The 19,769-nt window shown below is 71.2% G+C and carries 13 protein-coding genes; 6 read left to right on the top strand and 7 right to left on the bottom strand.

Annotated elements, in window-relative coordinates:
- Positions 1-34: 34 nt before the first annotated feature.
- A complete protein-coding gene (locus tag WMF14_RS05745) occupies positions 35-1,045 on the bottom strand; it encodes a class I SAM-dependent methyltransferase (protein ID WP_437799181.1) in 1,011 nt (336 codons plus the stop codon).
- A gap of 518 nt (positions 1,046-1,563) precedes the next feature.
- Between WMF14_RS05745 and WMF14_RS05740 the strand changes: the two genes are divergently transcribed.
- Complete coding sequence (locus WMF14_RS05740; RefSeq protein WP_437799180.1) at positions 1,564-4,005, top strand: alpha-glucuronidase family glycosyl hydrolase; 2,442 nt, start codon at positions 1,564-1,566, stop codon at positions 4,003-4,005.
- A 3,658-nt stretch (positions 4,006-7,663) separates the two neighbouring features.
- Here the strand turns inward: WMF14_RS05740 and WMF14_RS05735 are convergent.
- Genes WMF14_RS05735 through WMF14_RS05725 form a run of 3 tightly spaced genes read right to left on the bottom strand, consistent with a single transcriptional unit; the run spans position 7,664 to position 9,376 of the window.
- Entirely contained in the window at positions 7,664-7,798 is a 135-nt protein-coding gene (locus WMF14_RS05735; protein WP_437804146.1) for a hypothetical protein, read from the bottom strand.
- A gap of 47 nt (positions 7,799-7,845) precedes the next feature.
- Positions 7,846-8,484 carry an NADPH-dependent F420 reductase gene (locus WMF14_RS05730; RefSeq protein WP_437799179.1) on the bottom strand — a complete coding sequence of 213 codons (639 nt, stop codon included), beginning with the start codon at positions 8,482-8,484 and terminating at the stop codon, positions 7,846-7,848.
- A 28-nt stretch (positions 8,485-8,512) separates the two neighbouring features.
- The gene (locus WMF14_RS05725) at positions 8,513-9,376 is read right to left on the bottom strand and encodes an inositol monophosphatase family protein (RefSeq protein WP_437799178.1); all 864 of its coding nucleotides are present in this window, start codon (positions 9,374-9,376) and stop codon (positions 8,513-8,515) included.
- Between the two features lie 130 nt (positions 9,377-9,506).
- Between WMF14_RS05725 and WMF14_RS05720 the strand changes: the two genes are divergently transcribed.
- Complete coding sequence (locus tag WMF14_RS05720) at positions 9,507-10,415, top strand: LysR family transcriptional regulator (protein ID WP_437799177.1); 909 nt, start codon at positions 9,507-9,509, stop codon at positions 10,413-10,415.
- Positions 10,416-10,512: 97 nt separating this feature from the next.
- On the opposite strand, the gene WMF14_RS05715 is transcribed toward WMF14_RS05720, so the two are convergent.
- Positions 10,513-11,448, bottom strand: a complete 936-nt coding sequence (locus WMF14_RS05715) for a LysR family transcriptional regulator (protein ID WP_437799176.1) — start codon at positions 11,446-11,448, stop codon at positions 10,513-10,515.
- Positions 11,449-11,558: 110 nt separating this feature from the next.
- On the opposite strand from WMF14_RS05715, the gene WMF14_RS05710 reads away from it, so the two are divergent.
- Positions 11,559-12,290, top strand: a complete 732-nt coding sequence (locus WMF14_RS05710) for an SDR family NAD(P)-dependent oxidoreductase (RefSeq protein ID WP_437799175.1) — start codon at positions 11,559-11,561, stop codon at positions 12,288-12,290.
- Positions 12,280-12,597 carry a DUF1330 domain-containing protein gene (locus tag WMF14_RS05705; protein WP_437799174.1) on the top strand — a complete coding sequence of 106 codons (318 nt, stop codon included), beginning with the start codon at positions 12,280-12,282 and terminating at the stop codon, positions 12,595-12,597. The genes WMF14_RS05710 and WMF14_RS05705 overlap by 11 nt, the downstream gene beginning before the upstream one ends.
- A 42-nt stretch (positions 12,598-12,639) precedes the next feature.
- On the opposite strand, the gene WMF14_RS05700 is transcribed toward WMF14_RS05705, so the two are convergent.
- Positions 12,640-13,113, bottom strand: coding sequence for a hypothetical protein (locus tag WMF14_RS05700; protein WP_437799173.1), 474 nt, complete (start codon positions 13,111-13,113; stop codon positions 12,640-12,642).
- 392 nt (positions 13,114-13,505) lie between these two features.
- Between WMF14_RS05700 and WMF14_RS05695 the strand changes: the two genes are divergently transcribed.
- Together WMF14_RS05695 and WMF14_RS05690 are read left to right on the top strand one after the other, a co-directional pair.
- On the top strand, positions 13,506-13,901 hold the full coding sequence (locus WMF14_RS05695) for an SDR family NAD(P)-dependent oxidoreductase (RefSeq protein WP_437799172.1): 396 nt from the start codon (positions 13,506-13,508) through the stop codon (positions 13,899-13,901).
- Between the two features lies 1 nt (position 13,902).
- Positions 13,903-14,145, top strand: coding sequence for a transposase (locus WMF14_RS05690; RefSeq protein ID WP_437799171.1), 243 nt, complete (start codon positions 13,903-13,905; stop codon positions 14,143-14,145).
- A gap of 47 nt (positions 14,146-14,192) precedes the next feature.
- Here WMF14_RS05690 and WMF14_RS05685 read toward each other — a convergent pair whose 3' ends face one another.
- A complete protein-coding gene (locus WMF14_RS05685) occupies positions 14,193-19,481 on the bottom strand; it encodes an AAA family ATPase (protein WP_437799170.1) in 5,289 nt (1,762 codons plus the stop codon).
- Positions 19,482-19,769: the final 288 nt, after the last annotated feature.

The following is a 19,769-nucleotide window of genomic DNA, read 5'->3' as shown; positions in this document are numbered from 1 at the left end:
CCATCGTCGAACTACGCCGTTCCGAGGTTGGGCGTCACGCCGGCTTGCGCCCCGACACCAGATAGAACGTCACCCCGCGCGCCCCGTCGAGCGTGCGTGCGAGCGCGGCCTGCTTCCCCGCGCGCGCCTCCTGCATGGCGATCGCCCACAGCCGCTCGAACTGCGCCGGATCGCCGCCGCCGGCCAGATACCAGGCGTGGGCTTGATCGCGGGTGCCGCCCGTTCCGAGCCAGATGCCGCCGTCGATCCACGCCAGCACCTGGCATAGCTCCGCGCGCTCCGCGGGCGTCTCGTACGGCGGGATCAGCGCGGCGCACTTGTCCGACTGGCACACCTGGAGATCGCCGAGCCCTGCCTCTCGGAGCAGCCCTGGCAGCCGCTCGCCCACGGAGCTGTCCCCCTGTCCCAGCGCGCGCTTGCCGTCCTGGCAGATGGCCTCGAGCTCGAGCAGCGCGAGCCGGTCGGCGCGCGACAGGCCGGGCGCGGTGACCAGGGCGGTGGCCTTCTCGGCGAAGTTGTTCGGCTCGACCGCCAGCAGGAGGCCGCCGGGGCGCAGGACGCGGCGCATCTCGCGCAGCACCCGCAGCGGGTCGGCGACGTGCATCAGGACCGTCTGGCACGTGGCGAGGTCGACGCTCGCGTCGGGCAGCGGGAGGGCCTCGGCGAGGCCCTCCCGGTACGACGTGCGCGCCGCGACCCCGCACGCCTCGGCCTCGGCGGCGGCGCGCGCGACGAACGACGGTTCACGATCGACGCCCACCAGGGTGGCATCGCCGTGCAGCACGGGCAGGAGGGTGCGACCCCAGTGCCCTACGCCGCAGCCGACGTCGACCGCCGCGCGCACCTCGTCGAGCCGGAGCCGGCGGGCGATGAGCTCGACGAAATCGCGGTTCCACCAGGTGTCGCGCCAGTCACCGTCGAAGCCGACGAGCCAGCTGTAGTCATTGGCATCGAAGGCGGGCGGCGGCGGAGGAGCCGAGGGATCAGCGGCGCTGGACACCACGATGGCATAACACAGCCACCGCGCGGCCCGGCGCCGATCCACGATGCGGCGCCACGCCGGGCCTCTGGAAGCGAGCCCGGCCGGCGGCGGTCACTCGAGCGTCGGCGCCGTCCACTTCATCCACCTGGCCGGATCGGCCCTCGCCCCGTCGCGCCTGAGCACGTCGGTGTCGGAGATACTGGACCGCAGCGCGATCGGGTGAGCATTCCCAGGGGAAGGCGCCTCGATCACGGGGATTGGCCGCTTCAGCCCGCATTTCTGACGGTTTTTGCCCTGGCCCCGCCCAGATGCAGGAGCGCTGAACACTTCGCGCACGACCGTACAAGGAGCGACCTCTGACGAGGTGGGGCAGGCATGGCGGAGCCGCGGTGCTCTGCGGTCTTTCACGGCGCGTTTAGCCCTTGACGGGCGTCGAGATTCACCCTCGAGATCGGTGAACCGGTTTGCTCACTCTATTTCCCAAGCCACCTTCCATGGAAAGGCTGATTCAGATGGCGCCTCCTTCGGAAAACAAGATGTCACGTTGCGCGGGTCGACCGCCCACCAGACGGCCTCACTCGATGAAGATCCTGAGGGTACCGCTCCTCGTCGTCGGGCTCTTGAGCGCGGCGCTCACGGGCGCCTGCTCCTCGAGCGGCACCGATGAGCCGAACGAGGTGACGGGCAGCGGCGGCTCCAGCTCGTCGGGGAGCCCCAGCGGGGTCACCGGCACGGGCGGCGCGAACGGCAGCGCGAACAGCGGTACGGGCGGCGGCGCCTCGGTCGGCCAGGGTGGCGTGGACACGGGCGCATCGACCGGGAGCACGGGCGGCATGCCGGGCTCCGACGAGGAGTACCCCGTGCCGAACGCCCTGCCGGACGAGACGGGCGCAGACCTCTGGCTCAGGTACGCGAAGGTGCCGATTCCGGGGCGCCTCGCGGAGTATCAGGCGGCCTTCAAGCGCGTGGTCAAGTCGGGGACCGGCGCGAGCCTCGACGTCGCCCAGGCCGAGCTCGTCAAAGGGCTGAGCGGATTGACGGGCGGAGCCGTCGAGACCGGCGCGGCCGTCGAGGGACCGGGCGCCGTGGTGATCGGGACGGCCACCTCGGACGCGATCAAGGGCCTGCCGCTCGCATCGCGCCTCGGAGCCCTGGGCCCCGAGGGCTACCTCGTCGAGGCCGCCGACGTCGGGGGCCAGCCGGTGATCGCCGTGGCAGGCAACACCGATGTGGGCGTGCTCTATGGCACCTTCGCGCTCCTCCGGCACGTCCAGAGCCACAGCTCCCTCGACAAGCTGTCGCTCACCGGCTCTCCGAAGATCGGCCACCGCATCCTGAACCACTGGGACAACCTCGATCGCAGCGTGGAGCGCGGCTACGCGGGCCGATCCATCTGGGACTGGAGCGCGCTGCCCGGCACGATCTCTCCCCGTTACAAGGACTACGCGAGGGCCAACGCCTCCATCGGTATCAACGGGACGGTGCTGACGAACGTGAACGCCAACGCGCAGGTCCTGACGCCCTCGTACCTCACGAAGGTCAAGGCGCTCGCCGACGTCTTCCGCCCTTATGGCATCAAGGTCTACCTCACGGCCCGCTTCAGCGCGCCGGTCGAGATCGGCAACCTGAGCACGGCCGATCCGACCAACTCCAGCGTCAAGCAATGGTGGACGAACAAGGTCAACGAGATCTACCAGCAGATCCCCGACTTCGGGGGTTTCCTTGTGAAGGCCAACTCCGAGGGGCAGCCGGGGCCGCAAGATTACGGTCGGACCCACGCCGACGGCGCCAACATGCTCGCCGACGCCCTCGCGCCGCATGACGGCATCGTGATATGGCGCGCCTTCGTCTACTCGGACACCAGCCCTCCGGACCGCATCAAGCAGGCCTACGAGGAGTTCAAGCCTCTGGACGGCAAATTCAAGAGCAACGTCCTCGTGCAGGCCAAGAACGGCCCGCTCGATTTCCAGCCCCGGGAGCCGTTCCATCCGCTGTTCGGGGCCATGCCGAAGACGCCCCTCGCCCTCGAGCTCCAGATCACGAAGGAGTACCTCGGCGAGGACACGCACCTCGCCTACCTCGGCCCGCTCTACGAGGAGGTCCTCAAGGCGGACACCTACGCGGCGGGCGAGGGCTCGACCGTGGCGCGGGTCATCGACGGCACCCTCCACAAGTATACGACCACCGCGATCTCGGGCGTCGCCAACGTGGGTGACGACGCGAACTGGACTGGATCACAGATGAACCAGGCGAACTGGTACGTGTTCGGGCGCCTGGCGTGGAACCCGGACCTCTCCTCGGAGGCCATCGCAGAGGAGTGGGTCCGGCAGACCTTCTCGAACGACCCCGTCGTCGTCGAGCCGGTCGTTCAGATCATGATGGAGTCCCGCAAGGCGCTCGTCGACTACATGACGCCCCTCGGCCTCGTCCACATCATGGGCAACGACCATCACTACGGGCCGGGGCCGTGGCTGAACAGCCTGAGCCGCGCCGAGTGGAACCCGGTCTACTATCACAAGGCGGACGCGAACAGCATCGGCTTCAACCGCACCTCGTCGGGCAGCAACGCTGTCGCCCAGTACGCTGCGCAGGTAGGACAGAAGTTCGGGAGCCGGGACACGGTGCCGGACGATCTCCTGCTCTTCTTCCACCGCGTCGGCTGGCAAGACAAGGCGAAGTCGGGGAGGACGGTCTGGGAGGAGCTCGTCCATCGTTACAGCCAGGGCGTCGATGAGGTGGGGGTGATGCGAGAGACATGGAAGTCCGTCGAGGGCCGTATCGATGGCAAGCGCTTCGGTGACGTGAGCGACTTCCTCCAGATCCAGCACTACGAGGCGCGCTGGTGGCGCGACGCGTGCCTCGCCTACTTCGGCTCGGTGTCGAAGCTCCAGGTCCCGAGCGGCTACGCTCCCCTGGCGAACACGCTGAGCTTCTACCAGGGGCTCCGCTGCCCATCCGACGTCAAGAAGCCCCGCTGCTCGCAGGTCTATACCGGGAATCCGTCCCCGGCCATTCTCCAGTGAGAGCGCAGTGAGCGCGGCGGGCCGGCTCGATCTGGCCCGCCGCCTGCCAGCGATCTTCACGCCCCTGCCCCTGTCGAGCGCACAGCATCCTCCGGATCTCGCTGGCTCCGCGATCGGAAGCGGGGTGCAGGTTCGTGTGATAAGGGCTCAGACGCCAGGCAGGCGAGTGAGGCGTACGACGGTACGCCGCAGCGAGCCGAACGACGCGGCTGAGCCCTTAGCGCACGAACCTGCACCCCGCTGTAGTCCGGTCGTAATATCGGAGTCATCGCATGACCTCGTCGTGGTCGGCGATCGACGTGAGCGCACGCGCGCTGTTACCGTCCCGCTGGCTCATCCATCAGAGAACGGCGCGATGCGCGTTGGCTGCCAAGGCTGTCAGGAGGTGCCTTATGACGCTGGCTTCGAGTCGAGCATTGTTGTTGTTGATGGCGGGGTGCGCCTCGGCCTGCAGCGCGCCTGGACCGCAGGCGGCGGGGAATGGTCGTGCCGAGCGGCCCGCGGCGCGCGCGCTCCGGCCGAGCGGCGCGGCGCCGGTCGAGCTGGAGCGGATCGTGAGCAGGGCGCGGGCGAGGTTTCGATCCACGCGACGAGGGCTCTCCGCCGAGGGCGCCGCCCATCGGATCGACGTCGAGGGCGGCGCGGCGCGGATCCGCGCGAAGCCCTCGGCGAGGGCGGCACGCAGGGGGCGAGCGAGGCAGCTCCAGGCGCTCGTCGAGGCGCGCTCCGCCGCCGAGCTTTCGGCGCGACGCCGCGCGCTCCGCGGGCCTCCCCTCGAGGGCGCGCCCGGCGAGCTCCGGCCAGGAGGCGCGCTCACGCTGACGACGCGATCGATCGCCCGCGCCGGCTACGAGTGCGTGGACGGCGAGGGCCGCGCGCGCATCGCGGCGGACGGCGGCGCGGAGCGCGCGTTCGCGACCTGCAGCGAGCTATGGAAGAACCACGAGGCGAACGCCGAGCAGGCGTTCCGGTTCCCCGAGCGGCCCGGGGGGCGCGGCGATCTCGTCGTGCGCGTGAGCGCCCGGCTCGGCGCCGCGGACGCCGCGCCGTCGGTCGCGAGCGACGCCCGCGGCCTCGTCCTCGGCGACGCGCCGGGGCAGCGGTTCGTGTACGGCCACGGCGCGTGGATCGACGCGTCGGGCCGCCGCGCGCCGGTGCCCGCCCGCTGGGCGGACGGCCACATCGAGCTGCGCGTGCCCGCCTCGGTCGTCGAGGAGAGCGGCTATCCGGCGCTGCTCGATCCCGAGGTGGGCCCGGAGATCGGGACGGAGCCGCCCGTGTCCGTCCAGCAAGACGTCGGGGTCAATCCGGAGATCGCGACCGACGGGACGAGCTACGTCGTCGTCTTCGAGGATCTGTCGCGCATCCGCGCGGTCCGCGTCGGCGCGCACGGGGACGTGCTCGATCTCGACTGGCTGGATCTGGGCGAGGCGTCCGCCGGGCAGTACCTGCCCAGCGTGGCGTACGGAGCAGGCCGCTACCTCGTCGCCTGGAGCCAGTACGGCGACGACGACCGGATCACCATCCGCGGCCGCGTGATGCGACCCGACGGCGCGCTCGAAGGGTCAGCGAGCTTCGCGATCTCGACGGCGGACGAGGGCGTGTATCCCTCGGTCGAATGGAACGGGGAGCGCTTCGTGGCCGCCTGGCTCAGCCTCGCCGACGATGGGGCCGACGACGTCCGCGCGACCCTGATCGACCCGAGCGGCAGCGCCGTTCCCGGCGCCGAGCGCGTCCTCTCCACGAGCGGCCGCGCGTCGCGCCCGGCGGTCGGCGCCGGCGCGGACGTCTCCGTCGTGGCCTGGGACGAGGACGTCGCCGGCGGCGGCGCGCGCGCCATCCGCGCGGCGCGGGTGACCAGCGACGGGACGGCGCTCGACGCCGGCGGCGTTCCGATCTCGGAGGGCCCGGACAACGCGCGGCTGGTCGCGCTCGCGTCCGGCGGGACGAGCTTCCTGGCCACGTGGGTCCGGGACGATCCCACGAGCACGATCCGGGGCGCGGTGCTGCGCGCAGACGGCACGCTCACGGCAAGGGACTTCCCGATCTCGCGGCCGAGCCCGGGCACAGGGGCCCCCGCCGCGGCGTTCGACGGCAGCAGCTATCTCGTGGCGTGGGCCGACGAGCGGGACGGTCGCGCGATGTACGGGGCCCGCGTCTCGGCCGACGGCGTCGTGCAGGGGACCGACGACGTGAGGCTCGCGGACGGGTCGCCTGGCTCCGTCTGGGATTCCGACCGGAGCTCGCTCGCGTGGAACGGCTCGCGCTTCCTGCTCGCGTTCCACGGCCAGGGCATCGAGGGCAGCCTGATCGGCCCGGATCTCGCGCTGGCCGCGGGCCGGCTCGGGCTCAGCCCCCTGCCGAGCAGGCAAGGTACCCCGCGCGTGGTCTGGACCGGCGAGAGCTACCTCGTCGCCTGGACCGACGAGCCGGACCTGGACGGGGAGCGGACGACCGCGCGCGCGGTGCGCGTGAGCGCGGCGGGCGAGGTTGTCACCCCGGTCGGGATCGAGCTCGCGAGCAGCGCCTTCGCGATCGACCTGGCCTCGAACGGCGAGGGCGCGTCGGAGCTCACCTGGAGCGCGATCGGCGCCGGCGGGGATCACCTGCGGCGGGTGTCGGGCGACGGCGCGCTCGGGGAGAGCATCGATATCTCGTCGCTCCACCTGTCGGCGACATCGTCGGTCGCCGGCAACGGCGACGGTTATCTGGTGACCTTCGTGGAGAGGACCGCGGAGGAGCCCTTCGTGTACACCGCGTCGGGCCGTCTGCTCGACGCTTCGGGGAGCGCTGGCCCGGTGTTCCCCATCGTGCCCTCGGTCGGGGCGGAGTCACGCGCGATGCCGCTCCACGCCGGGCAGGACTACCTGGTGGCCTGCTGGAATGCGGGCCTGCGTCTCGTCCCCGTGAGCCGCAAGGGAGACGTCGGGGAGAGCTTCCTGCTGTCGAGCGCATCGGCCGCCATCGCCGGGGCGACGGACGGCACGGACACGCTCGTTGTCTGGACGGAGTCCGCCGATGGCTGGCCGGAGGGCGGTGATGGGCCGGTGCACGGTCGAATCTACGGCACGGGCGGCTGGCGGGGCGAAGCGTTCCTGATCTCGCCGACCAGCGCTGGTGACGCGGCGGCCGTGGCCTGGGACGGCGCGAGCTACCAGGTGGTGTGGGAAGAGGCGGAGACGCACCGGCTCCGGATCCGCGCCGTGGCCCCCGATGGGACGCTGGGCGTGGAGGCGCTGCTCGTCGATGACGATTGCAATGCGCCGATGCTGGCCCGCGGCGAGGATGGCCGGTTCCTCCTGAGCTATTACAAGCTCGGCCCTGCTGCGCGCACGCGGCGCGTCGTCTCGCGGCTGCTCAGCTGGGAGCCCTCGCCCGGACCCGGCGCAGGCGGCGGCGCGGGTGGAAGCGGCGGCTCCGGGCTCGGTACGGGCGGAGGCGGCAGTGTGGAGCCGGGCGCGGGCGGAAATGGCGGTATGGATCCGGGGGTGGGCGCAAACGGCGGCCCGGAGCCGGGCGCGGGCGGAAACGGCGGCGCAGAGCCGGGCGCGGGTGGCCGAGCAGCGAACGGCGGGGGCGGCGGCACCTCCAGCGTTGCCGCCGACAGCAGCAGAAATGACGGGACCGACGACACAAGCAGCGACGCACAATGCAGCGTTCACCGCGCTGGCGGCAGGTCCGCGTACCTCGAGCTCATCGTCACCCTGTTGGGCCTCGCCCTCATCACGCGACGCCGCGGCGCCAGGTGGTCCTCCCCCGCCTGCGCGGCCGCGCGCAGCTGCTCGTCGGGCATCGTGCCCCAGAACAGGTACGAGAGCCGCATTGCCATCCCGTCGCCCTTTACCGGGCGAGCGCGATGGCGAACGGCGCGAGCCCTCGCCTTCGCAGCACGGAGGGGACGAGCAAGGCGACCGCCTCGGGGCCGCGAGCGGTCTCGATGTCTCCGAGATCTTCGATCCAGTCGGACGGCCAGCCCAGATCGCCGAGCAACCGTCCGACGACCGCCTTCGCGCCCTCGTCGTTGCCGGAGAGGAACGCGGTCGGGGCGGCGCGCAGGCTCGTGGGATCCGCCATGACGGTGAACAGCATGGTGTTCAGCGTCTTGACCACGGCCGTCTCGGGCAGCGCAGCCTGCAGGCGCTCGGCGACGCTGCCGTTCGGGTAAAGCAGGCTGCCAGGAAGGCCGTCTCGGCCGCGCAGCGTCGCGTTGGAGACGTCGACGAGGATCTTTCCCTTCAGCGCGTCGCGGAGGGCGCCGAGCCGCTCCACGCTCGTGTCCCCCGGAGTGGCGTTGATGACGATCGCGGCCAGGCGCGCGGTCTCCGCATGATCCCTGAGCTCGACGCGCGCCCCCGACCATTTCACAGCGGCTTGCGCCGGGTCTCTGGCGCCGATCGTGACGGCGTGCCCGGCGCCAGCGAGCTTGTTGGCGAGGACGGTGGCGACGCGGCCCGAGCCGAGGATTCCAATGTTTCCCATGACGTGATCCATGTTCAGCCCCCTCCCCTCATCGGATGGTCGACAGGACGAAGGCCGCGCCGGCGTGGAGCCCGGGCGCCGCGGCCAGGAAGTCCTCGCTGGCCAGGCTCCAGCGCTCCCCGCGTGTGTCCGTGACCACGCCCCCGGCCTCCTCGACGAGCAGCGCCCCCGCGAGGAGCCCGGAGCGGATCTGGCTGTACTGCCAGAAGACGTCCATCCGGCCGGCCGCCACCTGAATGAGCTGGAGGGTGGCCGGGACCGAGACGCGCAGGACGAGCGCGCTCCGGAGCATCGCGGTGACGGACATGCCAATCCGCCGGTACGTCTCCTCGTCCTCGCCCGGCCTCGCCTGGCCGGTCCCGACGAAGGCAGCGCCGAGCTCCGTCTTCGCCGACGCTCGAATTCTCCTGGTCCCGAGGGTCGCGCCGGCGCCCTTCCGGGCGGTGTACGTGTCGCCGGTCAAGGGCAGGTGCACCGCTGTCAGGACCGGCTCGTTGTCGCGGACGAGGGTCGCCGTGACGCACCAGTCCACCATCCCGTGAACGTGGTTGATGTTCCCCTCGACGGTGTCGGTGACCCACCACTCCCCTGGCGGGAGGGGCCCGCACTCGAGCTCGTCCTCGACCCACCGGGCCTCCGGGCGAGCGCGCGACAACGGCTCGCGAAGCGCGTCGAGGGAGACCGCATCGTTGGCGCCGAGCGCGGCGAAGATGTCCTCTCGGCTCCTCGGGCGCGGCTCTGTCGAGAAGCGACCGACGAGCCGCTCGCCTGCCACGGAGAGCGCCGCGACGACCGCGGGCAGCAGGGACTCGTCCTCCGCGCGGCCCGCGCCCCGGCCTCGCCACATCGCATCGTTGTTCATCTGCTCGGAATGATCCGAATGAATCGACATGAATCCTCCTCGGGCGAGCGGCTCGCGCGTGCTCGTGAACCGCTGAACCGCTGAACCACCGCGCGGAGGAATAAACCCTGGACGACTCATGCCGTCCAATGCATAGTTGATATGAGGAAGAATTACCTCCATGCATATCGACCTGAACCTGTTGCCGGCGCTGGACGCGTTGCTCGAGGAGAGGAGCGTCAGCGCTGCGGCGGCCCGCTTGCATCTGTCCCAGCCCGCGATGAGCCGGACGCTGGGGCGCATCCGGGACGCCACGGGGGACCCGATCCTGGTGCGCGCCGGCCGGACGATGGCGCTCACGCCCCGCGCGCTGGCCCTGCGACAGGAGGTCCAGGCCATCGTCCAGCGAGCGCACGCGGTGTTCGCGCCCGAGCGGGAGCTCGACCTGGCGAGGCTCGAGCGGACCTTCACCGTCCGCTGCCACGACGCCCTCACGACGGCGCTCGGCGCGCGGCTCTTGCGAGCTGCGCAGGAGCAGGCCCCTCTCGTGAAGGTCCGGCTCCTGGCCGAGCCCGCGGGAGATACGGACGACCTGCGCCAAGGGCGCGTGGATCTCGAGATCGGCTCGACGGAGCCCGCGCTCCCCGAGATCCGCGGGGAGCTCGTCGGCGAAGATCGCGTCGTCGTCGCCCTCCGCCGGGCTCACCCGCTCGCGCGCGGCCGGCTCACCGCCAGGCGCTACGCCGAGGCGCTCCACGTCATCGTCTCGCGCCGTGGCCGCCTGCGCGATCCGATCGACGACGCGCTCGAGGCCCTGGGGCTGCGGCGGCGCGTCGTCGCGGCGGCTCCCACGTGCGCGGCGGCCATCCATTTCGCCCACGAGAGCGATCTCGTCGTCGCGCTGCCGGCGCGCGTCTGCGGTCCCATCGTGCGGGCGCTGGGCCTCGGCACCCGTCCGCTGCCGCTCGACGCGCCGGAGCTCAGGATCGTTCAGCTGTGGCACCAGCGCTGCGAGGGCGACAAGGCGCATGCATGGCTGCGCGGACACACGCGCGAGATCCTCCGAGCGATCTGTCGTGGAGAGGCGTGATCGAGGAGAAGCGTGCCAGTCGGCCGGCGCTCACGGGCATGGCGCCGACCAGCCTGGCGAGCGCGCTCCGCCGCCGCAGCTCCGGCCGGCGCGGCCCTCAACCCCTCCTCCGGCGGCGCGGGGCCTTCCCGGCCGCCGCCGGCGCCCCGGCGCCGTGGCCGCAGCGCCCGAGCTCCTCCCAGAGCGCCTGCGCGACGACGCCGTGCGGGCGGTCGCGGCGGCGGATCACGAAGAGCTCCATGGTGTCGGCCACGAACTCGGGGACCTGCAGCGCCACGAGCTCACCCGCCGCCAGCGCGCCGGCGGCCACGTGCTCGGGCAGCCCGCCCCAGCCCATGCCCGCGAGGATGACCTCCTTCTTCGCCGCGACGTCGGTGACCGTCCAGCGCAGGCCGCCCTCCAGCACGTTCAGGGACGGCGAGGCGCTCCCCCGCGCGCTGTCGCGCAGGATGATCTGCGCGTGCGCCCGCAGCAGCGCGGGCGGGATCGGCGCGCCGCAGGTGGCCAACGGGTGATCGAAGCGCGCCACAGGGATCACCCGCACATCGCAGAAGCGCGCCGTCTCCACCGCTGAGCCGTCGATCCCGAGCTTCGTGGCGACCGCGAGATCGGCGCGGTCCTCGCGCAGCGCGTCGGCGGCGCCCGCCAGCCGCTCGGTGCCGAGCTCGATGCGCACCAGGGGATAACGCGCCTGCAGCCCCCGGAAGATGTCCATGATGGGGCCGAGCGGCGTCACCGCTTCGACGGCGAGCCGCACGATCGGCTCCGCCTTGCCCGAGAGGCGCATGCCGAAGCTGCGCAGCGCCTCGGTGCCCTCGATGACGGCCGCGGCGCGCTCGTGGAACAGGCGGCCGGCGTCGGTGAGCGTGGCGCGGTACTCCCGGCGATCGAACAGCTCGACCCCCAGCTCGCGCTCGAGGTTGCGCACCAGCTTGCTCACGGCCGGCTGGGACTTGTGCAGCCGCGCGGACGCGGCGCTGAACGTGCCCTCGCCCGCGACGGCGAGGAAGGCGACGAGCTGATCGTAGGTCATGGCGGTGCCCCGCAGGATCAGAACCTGGAGTTATGAAGTTGATAGAAACATACCACTTTCTCGGTTCGAGGGGTGGTCCTAGGTTGTCGGTGCGAAAGGAGCGACACTCCATGTCCACCAGAATCGATCGCGTCATCATCACGGGCGCCAGCAGCGGTATCGGTCTCGACCTCGCAAGGCGCTTCCTGGCCGAGGGATCGAGCGTCGTCATGAACGGCCGCGACCCGGAGAAGCTCGAGCAGGCGCGGCGGAGCCTCGACGGCGGGGCGCGCGTCGTCGCCGTGCCGGGCCACGTCGGTGACCGCGCCACGGCGCGGGCCGTCGCCGCGGCCGCGCTCGAGCGGTTCGGCGGCGTCGACGTGCTGATCAACAACGCCGGGATCTTCGGCGTGAAGCCGTTCCTCGAGAGCACGGAGGAGGACCTGGAGCGGTTCTTCACCACCAACGTGAAAGGGACGTTCCTGATGACGCAGGCGGCGGTGCCGCTGATGATCGAGGGCGGCGGGGGCTCGATCATCAATGTCGGCACGGTGCTCGTGCAGCAGGCCATGGCGCGGATGCCGGCCGCGGCCGCCATGGCCAGCAAGGGCGGCGTCCACGCGCTCACCGTCTCGCTGGCCGCCGAGCTCGCCGCCCACAACATCCGCGTGAACACGCTGGCGCCCGGCGTCATCCGCACGCCGCTCATCGGCGAAGACGCGGACTCGCTGGCCTCGATCCACCCGCTGCAGCGCGTCGGCGAGGTGCGGGATACGACGGAAGCGGCGCTGTTCCTGGCCAGGGCCGGCTTCGTGACAGGCACGACGCTCGACGTCGATGGAGGCTATTCCCATGGGCGCTGACGGCCGGCAGCACGTGCTCCTGATGGGGCTCCAGCTGGCGGACGAGACGTCCTACGCCCGCTACCGCGCCGGCATGATGCCGATCCTGCTGTCCCACGGCGGCGCGTTCGGCCACGATTTCGTCGTGGCGCGCGTGCTGAAGGGGGATGAGCGGATCAACCGCGTCTTCACCCTCCTGTTCCCCGACCGCGCGGCGCAGGAGCGGTTCTTCGCCGACCCGCACTACCGCGCCGTGCGCGCCGAGCTCTTCGAGCCGGCGGTCGCGGCGGTCTTCGTCCTCGGCGAGCTCGAAGCGACGGCGCGGTGAGCGCCAGCGCGGTCTGACACGCCCGCTCGATCGCGGCTGGTCTCAAGGCGTGTAGACGACGTCGCCGTCGTTGAAATAGCCGCCGGGGATCGAGACGCCGACCGCGCCGTAGTAGTTCACGTCGACGTAGTCGACGCCCGCGCCCGGGCTGCCGTAGTCGATGAGCACGAAGCGGTTCGCCGCGGCGAACGTGCCGCCCGAGCTCCAGCACGTGCCATAACCGTCGAAGTTCCAGCTCGCGCCGCTCACGACGTTGGGGCGGAAGCGCAGGTAGCGGCAGGTGACGGGGTCTTCACCAGGTTTGTGGATGACGATCGTGAAATGCCCCCTGAGCGAGCCGTCGGCCTGCTGGCTCACCGAGCCCATGAAGCTGCCGTAATCGCGCACGCCCCAGCCGGAGAGCGTCGGCAGCGGCCCGGCAGCCGCAGGGGACGCGAACGCGGTGACGGCCAGGCCGGCGGCCATCGTGAGCGACATGACGAGGGAGCGGGTGTGGGTCGTGTTCGTGGGCAGCATCGTATCTCCTTGATTGTTTCAGCGAGCCTCGCGCGGCGTCTTTCGTGCCGAGACCAGGCGGACACTCGCATGAGCCGTACCAGGGCCAACGAGGGGAGCGGGGGGAGCGGGAGAGGTTGCTTCAGCCGAGATCCTGGCAGCTGCTCGGCGCCAGGGACGCGGGCTGGAGGGGCGCGCCTCCATGTCCGGTGGTGCCCCGCGGCACCACCGGGGGCGCACGAGCCGCGGTGCCTTGGTGAGAGGGGCGTCACAATCAGGCTTCGCTCTGACAAGCAGGCTTCGCTCTGACAAGCAGGCTTCGCTCCGACAAGCAGGCTTCGTTATGTTCGCGCTGCACGACACGTGCGGTGCTCCTCGCGGAGCCGAGAGCATCCGTGATATGCGGGTTCACCATGCCCCTCCCCAAGCACCCCCGCGTCGTCATCACGGGCGCGGCCTCGGGCCTCGGCCGAGCGCTCGCCCTCGAGCTCGCGAGTCGTCGCGCGAAGCTGCTCCTCGCCGACCTCAACGACGAAGGCTCCCAGGAGACCGCGCGCCTCGTCGCCAGCGCCGGAGGCGAGGCGCACACGGTCCGCTGCGACGTGAGCCGGAGCGACGACGTGGCGGAGCTCGTGGGCGAGGCGGATCGCGCCCTCGGCGGCGTCGATCTCGTCGTGAACAACGCAGGCGTGTGCGCGGGCGGGCAGGTCGGCGAGATCCCCCTCTCGGACTGGGCGTGGATCCTGGGCGTCAACCTCTGGGGCGACAGCATCAGGTCACCGGTTTCGGGGAGCGGAGACAGGCTTTGAGGTGAGAGAGTACTCAGAATCCTTCAAAAGAAGAATCGTCCAACGGCTCCTCGTCCCAGGAGGACCTACGGCGGTGGCGCTGTCGGCTGAGACGGGGGTGCATCAGACGACGCTCTCGCGCTGGCTTCGCGATGCTCGTAGCCTCGCGGCCATGTCCGACGACGCTCGCCGCTCCGCGCCGCCCCCCCTGCCGCCAATCGCCGTCCCGGGGACTGGACCCCGGAGCAGAAGCTGCGCGCCGTGATGGAGGCGGCCCCGTGAGCCGCTCGTCGTCGTGCTCGACGAGCGTAGTCAAGCGCGAAGCGCGCGTCGGCTCGCGGTGGCCGGTACCTTCCAGGAAGGAGACGGCGCCGACCCCGAAAGCGCGCGCGCGATACCCGCCCGAAGCGTCGACAGCGTCGTCATCGCCTGGAGATCCACGCCGAGCTCCACCATCGTCCGCGCCACCTCGGGTCGTATGCCGGTGAACAGCGGCTCGGTGCCGAGCAGACGCAGCGCGTTCGCCACCGACACGAGCGCGCCCACGACGTCCGTGTCCACGTACCGCATCCCGGTGATGTCCAGGATCAGCGCCCGCGCGCCGGTCTGCTGCGCTCCCGCGAGCGCCACCTCCATGATCTGCGCCGCCCGCTCCGCCTCCACCGTGCCGATGATCGGCATCACCAGCACGTCCTCGCTGATCGGCATCAGCGGCGCCATGAGCTCCAGGAGTCGGGCCTTCTGCGCCTCCACCACCTGCTCCCGGAGCGCGGCGCGCTCCGCCTCGCCGCGCGTCCGGTCTTCGAGCTCGCGCGCGAGCTCGGCGTTCGAGAGCTCGAGCTCGCGTGTCCGCTGCTCGACTTCCTGCTCGAGCCGGGCGTTCGCGAGGCGGGCTTCCTCGTTCGCCTCCTGGATTCGCTCGAGAAGCAGCGCATTCTCGATGGTGATCGATGCCTGCGACGAGAGGAGCCCGAGGAGCTCCACCCGCACCGCGGTGAACACCCCCGCGGTCGCGTTGTTCTCGAGATACAGCATCCCCGCCGTGCGCCCCTGGCTGCTCACCGGCATGCAGAGGATCGAGCGCGTTCTCCGCTTCGCGAGGTACGGGTCCGACGCGAAGCGCGAGTCGCCCGGTGCGTCGTCGAGCACCAGCGCCTCGCGCGTGCGCCATGCGTAGAGCACCGCCTGCTGCGCGAGCTCCGGCTCGTCCTCGAGCCGCCGCCTCTGCCCCACCTCGATCGACTCGGGCGAGGCCTGGAAGGCCGCTTCGACGAAGAGCCGGTCGTCACGCGAGAGGAGCAGGATGCCTCGCTCCGCCCCCGAGTTCTCGAGCACGATCTGCATGAGGCGGCTCACCACCCCGGAGAGCACGACCTCGCCTGCGATCATCTGCACCGCGCGCAGCACGAGCGCGGCGTCGCGCAGGCTCCCCACCGTCGTCCGACCGAGGAGCGTCGTCTGGGACGTCGCCGACTCCGGCGTGCCGCTCTGCGAGCTGGCGTCGCGCTTGCTGATACGCGCGGAGAGGCTGGGGAACTCGAAGAGAAGCGCCTCGGCCTTGGCTGTCGCGCCCCAGTGCAAGTAACCACGGAAGGCGTCGGAGAGGTACCCCTGGGCGGCGCGTTCGCGGCCGAGGGAGAGCAGGTACCGGCCGCACCGCTCGTTCGCGATCGCCTCCTCCTGCGCGTACTCGTTCTCGCGCGCCAGCTCGACGGCGTGGTCGTACTGCTCCATCGCCTCCCAGCGCTCGCCCCGCAGCACGCAGAGCTCCGCGTCGAGGAGCGCGACCTTGTGCTGGAAGTTGCTCGGACAGCTCCGGGCGAGCGCCTCGAGCTGGACCCTCAGCGGCATGATGGCGGCCTCGTGCTCCTTCCGCGCCTCGCGATCCGCGGCCTCGCGCGCGAGCCCAGCCCGCGCCAAGGCCTCGAGGAAGGCCGCGTTCACCGGCCAGTAGATGCCCTTCACGTCCTCGGCGAACCGCGCCGCGTCCGCAGCCGCCTCGAGCGCGGCTTCGTGCTCGCCGTAGAGCACGTGCAGGAAGAGCAGGTATACATGCTTGTAATAGAAGGCGATCGCGTGCTCCTTCTCGTTGAGCGTCGCGAGCGCCTCGCTGAGCACCACGCCGTCGCTGTCCAGGCTCGTCCGGCCCCGGGTTTGTCCGGTCAGACAGGCGACGAGCTGCCGCGACACGGTGACGGCCGCGATCGCGACCGGGTCCTTCGTTCGTCGCGCCAGGACGGCGGACCGGTCGGCCTCGGCCTTGACCTCCTCGAGCGGAACGCCCGCGCCGATGAGCCACTGCAGCAGGCAGTAGCCCAGGTTGATGGCGAGGTAGAGGTTGTCCCCGGCCTCCAGCGCGGCGTCTCGCGACCGTATCGCATGATCGACCGCGTTGCGGAGCGGCTCGCACACGTAGAGCGCGGTGGCCCACGTGACGTGCACGCGCGCGGCGATGGTCGGGCTCTTCCATCGCTCACACAGCGAGACCGCGACCCGGCCGAACGCGTGCCCCTCGGCGTGCCGCCCCATCATCACGCATAGGATGAGGCTGTAGCCTGCGTACGGAAGCGCGCTGGTCTCGGACTGGCCACGCGCGAGCGAGCGGCGCACTTGCTCGACGATCACCAGCCCGAACAGCGCCTTGCTCACGAAGTACACGGGCAGCCAGATCTCCGCCATCAGCGTGAAGATCTGCCGATCCTCCGGATCCTCGGTCACCGGAGCGTGGGCGAGCGCCTCGATGGAGCGGCCCGCGAGCAATCGATCCACGTCCCCCACGCCTTCCATGAAGGCCGCCTGCTGCGCAGCCGGATCCTCGGGCATCGTCACGCCGAGCTCCGCGAGCCCTGAGAGCCCCGCGCGCACCGCCTCGGCAAACCGACCCCGCGTGGTCAGGGCCCGGGCTCGGACGCTGTGCACGCTCGCGCGCTCGGTCGCGCTCTCCGCCCGCGCGAGCGCGGTGGCCGTGAGCGCCTCCTCCTCCTCGAACGCGCCGATGAGGTATTCGGCCTCGGCCCCCTCCAGCCAGAGCGCGAAGCACGCCTTGTGATCGCGCGAAAACCCCTTCTCCGACGCGAGCGCCCGGCCCGCCGCGAAGAGGCTCGCCGCCGCCTCGAAGGCCGTGGCGGCCATGGCCCGCCGGCCGGCGCGCAGATCGAGCCGTGCGACGTCCATGCGCTCGGTCTCATCCGTGATTTCCCGCGCGCCCAGGTTCAGGTGGCGCACGACCTCGAGCAGGTCCTCGTCCGGCACCTGCCCGCTCACATCCGGGGCGCCGCCGGACAAGCCGGCTGTGCCCCGGGCACCGCTGACATCCGGGGCGCCGCCGGGCAAGCCGGCTGTGCCCCGGGCACCGCTGACATCCGGGGCGCCGCCGGGCAAGCCGGCTGTGCCCCGGGCACCGCTGACATCCGGGGCGCCGCCGGGCAAGCCGGCTGTGCCCCGGACCCCCCCGCCCCGCGCCACGAGCAGCCGACCGATGGCGAGGTGCACCGCCGGCCGCTCCGCCTCGGGCACGAGCGCGTAGCAGGCCTCCTTCACGCGGTCGTGCAGGAAGCGGTACGGGACCGCGACGTCCATCGGCTCGAGCGCGTCCCCGGCCCCTTCGAGGAGCCGGTAGTTGCCGCCGAGCGGCTGGACCAGCCCCTCGCGCAGCGCCTCCCGCAGATCCGCGGCGACGGCCCCGGGCGATTTCTCGACGATCGTCGCGAGCGTGCGGAGCTCGAACGACGGGCCGATGCACGACGCGCACATCAGGGCGCGTCGCGTCGCGGGCGCGAGCCGCTCGACCTTGCGCGCCATCAGCGCGAGCACGTTGTCGGTGACTATCGCGCCCTTGACGCGCGTGAGGTCCCAGACGAACCCGCGCGCCTCGGGGTCGAAGCGGAGCTGCCCGTCGCTCTCGAGCTCACGCAAGAACTGGCCGAGGAAGAGCGGATTCGAGTGCGTCTTGTCCCGGATCAGGGCCGCGAGCGGCTCGGCTCGCTCGCGGTCCGCGTGCAGCGCCTCGGCCACGATCGCCGTCACCGCCGCGGGCGGCAGCGGCCCCAGCGTGAGCTTGATTGGCTCGATCCCCGCCTCGCGCAGCGTGCCTATCGTCGCGGTGAGCGGGTGCGCGGCGTCCACCTCCTCGTCGCGGTAGGCGCCGACCACGCACAGGTGGTGCGCATCCATATCCATGAGCAGGCGGCCGAGCAGGTCGAGCGACGCCAGGTCCGCCCACTGCAGGTCGTCGAAGAACACGACCAGCGGGGCGTCCTCACGCGAAAAGACGGACAGGAAGCGCCGGATCAGGAGCGCCAGGCGGTTCTTCGCCTCGCTCGCACTGGTCGCCGGCAGCTCCGGCTGCGGCCCGATCACGAGCTCGAGATCCGGGCAGAGGTCGGTCACGACCCGCCCGTACTGGCCGAGCGCGGCCTGGATGGCGTGCTTCTTCGCCAGGAGGGTGTCGGGCGGCTCGGCCAACGCTTGCCGCACGAGCGCGCGGATCACCTGCGAGAAGGCCGAGAGCGGCATGCTCCTCGCCATCGCGTCGAATTTGCCGGGGGCGAAGTACGCTTCGCGCGCCTCCGTCGCACAGAGCTCGCGCACGAGCGCCGACTTGCCGATGCCGGGCGGGCCCATCACGAGCGAAAGGGTGGCCGCGCCGGATCGCGCTCGATCGAGCGCGGCCTTGAGCGCGCCGAGCTCGGCCTCGCGACCCACGAGCCGATCGGGCAACACGACGTCCTCCACCAGGTCGTCCCGACCCAGCGGGAACGGCTCCACGGTCCCGCTCGCATCGAGCCGCCGCTGGCACTCTTCCAGATCCGAAAGGAGGCCCCTCGCGCTCTGGTAGCGATCTTCCGGGGCCTTCGCCAGCAGCCTCATCACGACGTCGGACAGGCCGCGCGGCACGTCCTTGACGACCGCGTGCGGCGGCGCCGGCACCCGCGTCAGGTGCGCGTGAATCGCCTCCGTCGCGTCCGCGGCCTGGAACGGCGTGGCCCCGGTCAGCATGTGGTAGATCGTCACGCCGAGCGCATACAGATCCGAGCGCCGGTCGACAGGTCGATTCATCCGACCCGTCTGCTCCGGCGCGATGTACGCAGGCGTCCCCTCCAGCCCCTCCATCGCCGAAGCCTCCTGCGTCTCCTGGGCCAGGCGGGCGGCGATGCCGAAATCGATCAGGCGCGGCGAGAGCGTCCCCTCGTCGATCATCACGTTGCGCGGCTTGATGTCCTTGTGGATGATATGACGCCGGTGGAGCGCGTCGAGCGTGCCCACGAGCGGCGCCACGATGCGCAGCGTCGTCTTCGCCTCGAGCCGCCCGCGCCTCGCGATCAAATCGGCGAGGCTTGTCGGGCCGAGGTCCTCGAGCACGAGCGCGAGGCCGCGGCCATGCGGGAGGAGGTCGAGCGCCCGCGGCACGCCCGACATGGAGAGATCGCCCAAGATCGCGTGCTCTCGCCGGAGCCGGGCGAGCTGGCGGAAGGTAGGGTAATCGCTCTGTGTGAGCTTAACGGCGACGGGCGCGCCGTCGCCTCGACGACGACCTCGATACAGAGCCGTTTCGATCCCTTGGTGGACGAGGACGTCCAGCGTGACCCCTGAAACCTCCATGGATTCCCCACTCCTGAAGGACATGTCGAGGTCGTATCCGGGATTGGGGAGAAATACCACGGTTCTTATGGTGGACCAGCCCACAGAACAGCGATTCTTGACGATCGGGATTGCAATCCGTTTGCCGAGCGGGCGGGCCGCGCAGCGGGCTGAGGCGATCTCAGCGCGTACTGGCCCGCTGTCACCTTTGATGCTTGTTCCGATGCGTCGCCTCCCCGTGTCGGATACTTCATCCGATACGCCACGTCGCCGCTCCTCGAGATCCGTCCGACCTCGATCGGGGCGCCG

This window comes from Sorangium sp. So ce693 (assembly GCF_051521375.1).
GTDB classification, from domain to species: Bacteria; Myxococcota_A; Polyangia; order Polyangiales; family Polyangiaceae; genus Sorangium; species Sorangium atrum.
Note: the sequence above shows the minus strand (reverse complement) of the source record. Positions and strands in the feature narration are given on the sequence as shown.

Coding starts and splice junctions, on each gene's coding strand:
- WMF14_RS05740 (WP_437799180.1), top strand. CDS start 1,564: ATGAAGATCCTGAGGGTACCGCTCCTCGTCGTCGGGCTCTTGAGCGCG.
- WMF14_RS05685 (WP_437799170.1), bottom strand. CDS start 19,481: ATGGAGGTTTCAGGGGTCACGCTGGACGTCCTCGTCCACCAAGGGATC.
- WMF14_RS05725 (WP_437799178.1), bottom strand. CDS start 9,376: ATGTCGATTCATTCGGATCATTCCGAGCAGATGAACAACGATGCGATG.
- WMF14_RS05730 (WP_437799179.1), bottom strand. CDS start 8,484: ATGGGAAACATTGGAATCCTCGGCTCGGGCCGCGTCGCCACCGTCCTC.
- WMF14_RS05710 (WP_437799175.1), top strand. CDS start 11,559: ATGTCCACCAGAATCGATCGCGTCATCATCACGGGCGCCAGCAGCGGT.
- WMF14_RS05705 (WP_437799174.1), top strand. CDS start 12,280: ATGGGCGCTGACGGCCGGCAGCACGTGCTCCTGATGGGGCTCCAGCTG.
- WMF14_RS05695 (WP_437799172.1), top strand. CDS start 13,506: ATGCCCCTCCCCAAGCACCCCCGCGTCGTCATCACGGGCGCGGCCTCG.
- WMF14_RS05715 (WP_437799176.1), bottom strand. CDS start 11,448: ATGACCTACGATCAGCTCGTCGCCTTCCTCGCCGTCGCGGGCGAGGGC.
- WMF14_RS05735 (WP_437804146.1), bottom strand. CDS start 7,798: ATGCCCGACGAGCAGCTGCGCGCGGCCGCGCAGGCGGGGGAGGACCAC.
- WMF14_RS05700 (WP_437799173.1), bottom strand. CDS start 13,113: ATGCTGCCCACGAACACGACCCACACCCGCTCCCTCGTCATGTCGCTC.
- WMF14_RS05720 (WP_437799177.1), top strand. CDS start 9,507: ATGCATATCGACCTGAACCTGTTGCCGGCGCTGGACGCGTTGCTCGAG.